At 34.2% G+C, this 4,902-nt stretch carries 4 protein-coding genes; 3 read left to right on the forward strand and 1 reads right to left on the reverse strand.

Annotated elements, in window-relative coordinates; all coding sequences use genetic code 11:
* Positions 1–62: 62 nt before the first annotated feature.
* Complete coding sequence (gene infB, locus AB8B90_RS09110) at positions 63–2,789, forward strand: translation initiation factor IF-2 (protein ID WP_405335965.1); 2,727 nt, start codon at positions 63–65, stop codon at positions 2,787–2,789.
* A gap of 65 nt (positions 2,790–2,854) precedes the next feature.
* On the opposite strand, the gene AB8B90_RS09115 is transcribed toward infB, so the two are convergent.
* Positions 2,855–3,241: an SPOR domain-containing protein gene (locus tag AB8B90_RS09115; protein WP_405335968.1), complete on the reverse strand. Its 387-nt coding sequence runs from the start codon at positions 3,239–3,241 to the stop codon at positions 2,855–2,857.
* A gap of 244 nt (positions 3,242–3,485) precedes the next feature.
* On the opposite strand from AB8B90_RS09115, the gene AB8B90_RS09120 reads away from it, so the two are divergent.
* A complete protein-coding gene (locus AB8B90_RS09120; RefSeq protein WP_405335971.1) occupies positions 3,486–4,787 on the forward strand; it encodes a c-type cytochrome in 1,302 nt (433 codons plus the stop codon).
* Between the two features lie 33 nt (positions 4,788–4,820).
* Positions 4,821–4,902, forward strand: an 82-nt coding sequence (locus AB8B90_RS09125; protein ID WP_405335974.1) for a TAT-variant-translocated molybdopterin oxidoreductase, incomplete at its 3' end; no start/stop codon positions are given.

Genomic DNA, 4,902 nt, shown 5'->3' on the forward strand with positions numbered 1-4,902 from the left:
AGTTTTAACTATGTAAAGTTAATTTGGTATAAAAGATTTTTAAGTTATATTACAAGCAATTTATGGCTCAAACAAGATTAAATAAAGTATTACGAGAACTCAATATTTCTATTGATCGTGCCGTTGATTTTTTAGAATCAAAAGGTGTCGAAATAGAAAAGAGTCCTAATACGAAAATATCAGAAGACGTTTACACAATTCTTTCTAATGAATTTCAAACTGACGCTAATAAAAAAATGGCGTCGCAAGAAGTTAGTGAAGCAAAGCTAAAGGAAAAGGAAGAATTGCGCGAACAGCGTGAGCGTGAATTGGAAGAAAAGGCTAAAGAAGAAGAGAAGAAAAGTCAAAAAGTTGTTAAGGCTAAAGCTGAATTAAGCGGTCCAAAACAAGTTGGTAAAATTGACTTAGATGCTCCAAAAAAAGAAAAAGAGCCAGAAGTAAAAGTGCCCGAGGAAGTTAAAAAACCAGAGGTCAAAAAAGAAGAAATTAAAGAGACACCAAAAACAGAAGTCACTTCAAAAAAAGAAGTAGAAGCTCCAAAAAAGGTAGTCAAGAAAGTTGCTGAAGAACCTAAAGAAGTTGCTAAAGAAGCAGGTCAGCCTGCAGATGAAACTTTAAAAACTCAATATAAAAAGTTAACTGGTCCTGTTATAGCTGGCGAAAAAATAGATCTTTCTAAGTTTAATAAGCCTAAAAAGAAAAAAGAAGAAAAGAAAACTGATGACAAGAAAGCAGGCTCTGGAGATGCTAATAAGAAGAAGAGAAGACGTATAAGTAAGGGTCCTGGTTCTGGAGGAGATAATAGATTTGGAAATAGAGGAGGTAACCAAAGAGGTGGTTACAAAGGAAAAGGCAAACGTTCAAATGTTGTAAAAGAAGAGCCAAGTGCAGAAGAAGTACAAAAACAAGTTCGTGAAACCTTAGAAAAACTTCAAGGCAAATCTAGCAAAGGAAAAGGTGCTAAATATCGAAGAGAAAAAAGAGAACAGCATAGAGAACAAACTGAAATCGATCAACAAATCGAAGATGCAGAAAGCAAAATTCTTAAAGTAACAGAGTTTGTTACTGCAAATGAAGTTGCTACAATGATGAACGTTTCAGTAACTGAAATTATTTCAGCATGTATGTCGCTTGGTATGATGGTAACCATGAACCAACGCCTAGATGCTGAAACCTTATCTGTTGTAGCAGATGAATTTGGTTATAAAGTTGATTTTGTAACTGCAGACATTGAAGAATCAATTGAAGAAGTTGAAGATAAGCCAGAAGATTTAGTAAATCGTGCGCCTATTGTCACTGTAATGGGACACGTAGATCACGGAAAAACATCATTGCTTGATTACATTCGTAAAGAAAATGTAATTGCTGGTGAATCAGGTGGAATTACTCAGCATATTGGAGCTTATGGTGTAACGTTAGATAACGGACAAAAAATTGCATTCCTTGATACTCCTGGTCACGAGGCCTTTACAGCCATGCGTGCTCGTGGTGCTCAAGTCACCGATTTAGCTATAATTGTTGTTGCGGCTGATGATTCTATCATGCCACAAACCAAAGAGGCAATTGCGCATGCTCAAGCAGCAGAAGTGCCAATTGTTTTTGCAATCAATAAAATTGATAAAGAAGGTGCAAACCCAGAAAAAGTTAAAGAAGGATTAGCGCAAATGAATTTATTAGTTGAAGATTGGGGAGGAAAAATTCAATCTCATGATATTTCAGCTAAAAACGGAACAGGAATTAAAGAATTACTAGAAAAAGTATTGCTTGAAGCTGAATTATTAGAGCTTAAAGCTAATCCTAATAAAGCTGCTGTTGGAACAGTTGTTGAAGCCTTTTTAGATAAAGGACGTGGATACGTATCAACAATTTTAGTTCAAGCAGGAACATTGAGAGTTGGCGATTATGTGCTTGCTGGTAAAAATAGTGGTAAGGTAAAAGCTATGCATGATGAAAGAGGTCATGAAGTAGAAGCTGCTGGCCCATCTACACCTGTATCTATTCTAGGATTAGATGGTGCACCTCAAGCAGGTGATAAGTTTAACGTATTCCAAGATGAAAGAGAAGCGAAACAAATTGCTGCAAAACGTACACAGTTACAACGTGAGCAGTCTGTTAGAACACAACGTCATATAACACTTGATGAAATTGGACGTCGTATTGCTTTAGGAGATTTCCAAGAATTAAACATTATACTTAAAGGTGATGTTGATGGTTCTGTAGAAGCATTAACCGATTCTTTCCAAAAGTTATCTACTGAAGAAATTCAAGTTAATATTATACACAAAGGTGTTGGAGCTATAACTGAAAGTGATGTCTTGCTAGCAACAGCATCTGATGCAATTATCATCGGGTTTAATGTAAGACCAATGGGTAATGCTCGTCAGATAGCAGATAATGAAGAAATTGATATCAGAACATATTCTATCATATACGATGCTATCAATGACTTAAAAGATGCAATGGAAGGTATGTTGTCTCCAGAACTTAAAGAAGAAGTTACAGGAACAGCTGAGATTAGAGAAACATTCAAAATTTCTAAGGTTGGAACAATTGCTGGTTGTATGGTAACAGATGGTAAAATCTACAGAAACTCAGGAATTCGTTTAATACGTGATGGAGTCGTGATTCATACAGGTGAATTAACATCTTTAAAACGTTTTAAAGATGATGCTAAAGAAGTTGCAAAAGGTTACGATTGTGGTATTCAATTAAAAGGTTATAATGATATTCAAATTGATGATATTATTGAAGCGTTCCAAGAAGTTGAAGTAAAGAAAACATTAAAATAAATGATTTTCATAAACAAAAAAAGCGACCAATTGGTCGCTTTTTTTGTTTGTAATTAAGTAAAATCTTACTTTTTCTTGTCTTTTTTAGGCTCAAAAATAAAGGCATTATTATACTTTCTTTTTATTTTCAATAGCGCTTTGTCAGCTTCCAATCTACTTCTGAAATTCCCCACCCAAATTTTTGTATTAGGAGAGTCAAATTCCATACTAACAGGCCATTCATTAAATGAGTTTAGAAAATTTCTTTTTGAATTTTCAGCTCCCGAACGTGTTCCAGAATAGACTTGTATTTTAAACAAATTCACAGTCTTTAGGTCTTTTTTGTATTCTAATAACTTATCAATATCACTATCTTGATCAACTGATACGCTTCCTCCTTGAGCTAAACTTTCAACAGAAAAACCTAAAAAGGCAACAATGATTAACAAAAATTTTATCTTGTGTATTGTCATAACTATGTGATTTAATGCAAAGAAAATGATTTTTTTTTAGTGTGTTTGTATTTATTCTGATTATATAGCATATTTAAGTTTTTAAATATTATTTAGAATCTTTATAAATTAACAATTAACAGTTCACTAACATTTCTAAAATCGACATTTAGTGTTATTTTTGCGTGAGATTTTATAAACGTTTTTTTCAATTTAATTAATGAAAAAATCATACCAAAGTTTAGAAGAAAATTCAACTAACACTATGATACAAGTGATTTACCGTAAACTAACATCAAAATTTCTCAATTTAGGGTTAGTTTTTTTACTCACGATTTCTACTTCACTTACTGCTCAAGAAGGTGATCCAGCAAAAGGAAAAACTATATACAACACAAACTGCGCGTCTTGTCATCAATTAGACAAGAAAATGACAGGCCCAGCCTTACGTAATGTAGAATCACGATTAGCTGAAGAGCAAGGTCTTGATAGGGAATGGTTAAACAAATGGATAAGAAACAGTGCTGGTTTAATTAAATCTGGTGATGCTTATGCTAACCAGATATATAACGAGTACAACGGAACAGCAATGACTGCGTTTCCTCAATTATCTGACCAGGACATTTCTGATATCTTGGCTTACACAGCACAACCAAAAGCCGAACCTGCTCCAGTTGCTGGTTCAGGTGTAGTTGGTTCTACTGCTCAGGCGCAAGATGGAATTTCAAATAAATTAATTTTAGGTGCTTTAGCTATATTATTTGCTTTATTGGCAGTGGCTTTAGTACTAGTTCGCAAGACTTTAAACCGTTTTGCTGAAGCTAAAGGTGTTGATGTCGCTGATAAAGATAAAAGTTTGCCGTTATGGAAAGCGTTTGTTAAAAATCAATTCCTAATCTTGGTTTCAGTTATATTCTTATTACTAGCAAGTGCATATTTTGTCTATGGATATTTGTCTCAAGTTGGTGTGGATCAGGGATATGAACCTGTTCAGCCAATTCACTATTCACACAGAATTCACGCAGGAGATAATGGTATCGATTGTAAATATTGTCACTCGTCTGCACGAGTAAGTAAGCATTCAGGTATCCCTTCCTTAAATATTTGTATGAATTGTCATAAATCTATTTATGAAGTTGCTCCTGAAACTCAAGCTGAAGGAATTAACGAATATGGTGTAGATTACAATGCTGAAATCAAAAAGCTATACGCTGCTGTGGGTTGGGATGATGCTGAACAAAAATATACTGGTGAAACACAGCCTGTGAAGTGGGTGAGAATTCATAATCTTCCAGATTTTGCATATTTCAATCACTCACAACACGTAACTGTTGCTGGTGTAGAATGTCAAACATGTCATGGACCAGTCGAAGAAATGGAAGTTATGTATCAATATGCGCCTCTTACAATGGGTTGGTGTATTGATTGTCACAGAAAGACAGAGGTTAATGTGAAAGATAATGCGTATTACACAAAAATACACGAACAATTATCTAAGAAATATGGTGTAGAAAAATTAACAGCTGCTCAAATGGGTGGATTGGAATGTGGAAAATGCCATTACTAATAAGTTTAATAAGAAGTAATTCAATTATATAATATGTCATCAAACAAGAAATACTGGAAAAGTGTTGAAGAGCTAAACGAAAATAGCTCTATTGTTGAGACGCTTAAACAGAATG

The sequence above is a fragment of the Psychroserpens sp. genome, assembly GCF_045105015.1.
Lineage (GTDB): Bacteria > Bacteroidota > Bacteroidia > Flavobacteriales > Flavobacteriaceae > Psychroserpens.

Coding starts and splice junctions, on each gene's coding strand:
- infB (WP_405335965.1), top strand. CDS start 63: ATGGCTCAAACAAGATTAAATAAAGTATTACGAGAACTCAATATTTCT.
- AB8B90_RS09115 (WP_405335968.1), bottom strand. CDS start 3,241: ATGACAATACACAAGATAAAATTTTTGTTAATCATTGTTGCCTTTTTA.
- AB8B90_RS09120 (WP_405335971.1), top strand. CDS start 3,486: ATGATACAAGTGATTTACCGTAAACTAACATCAAAATTTCTCAATTTA.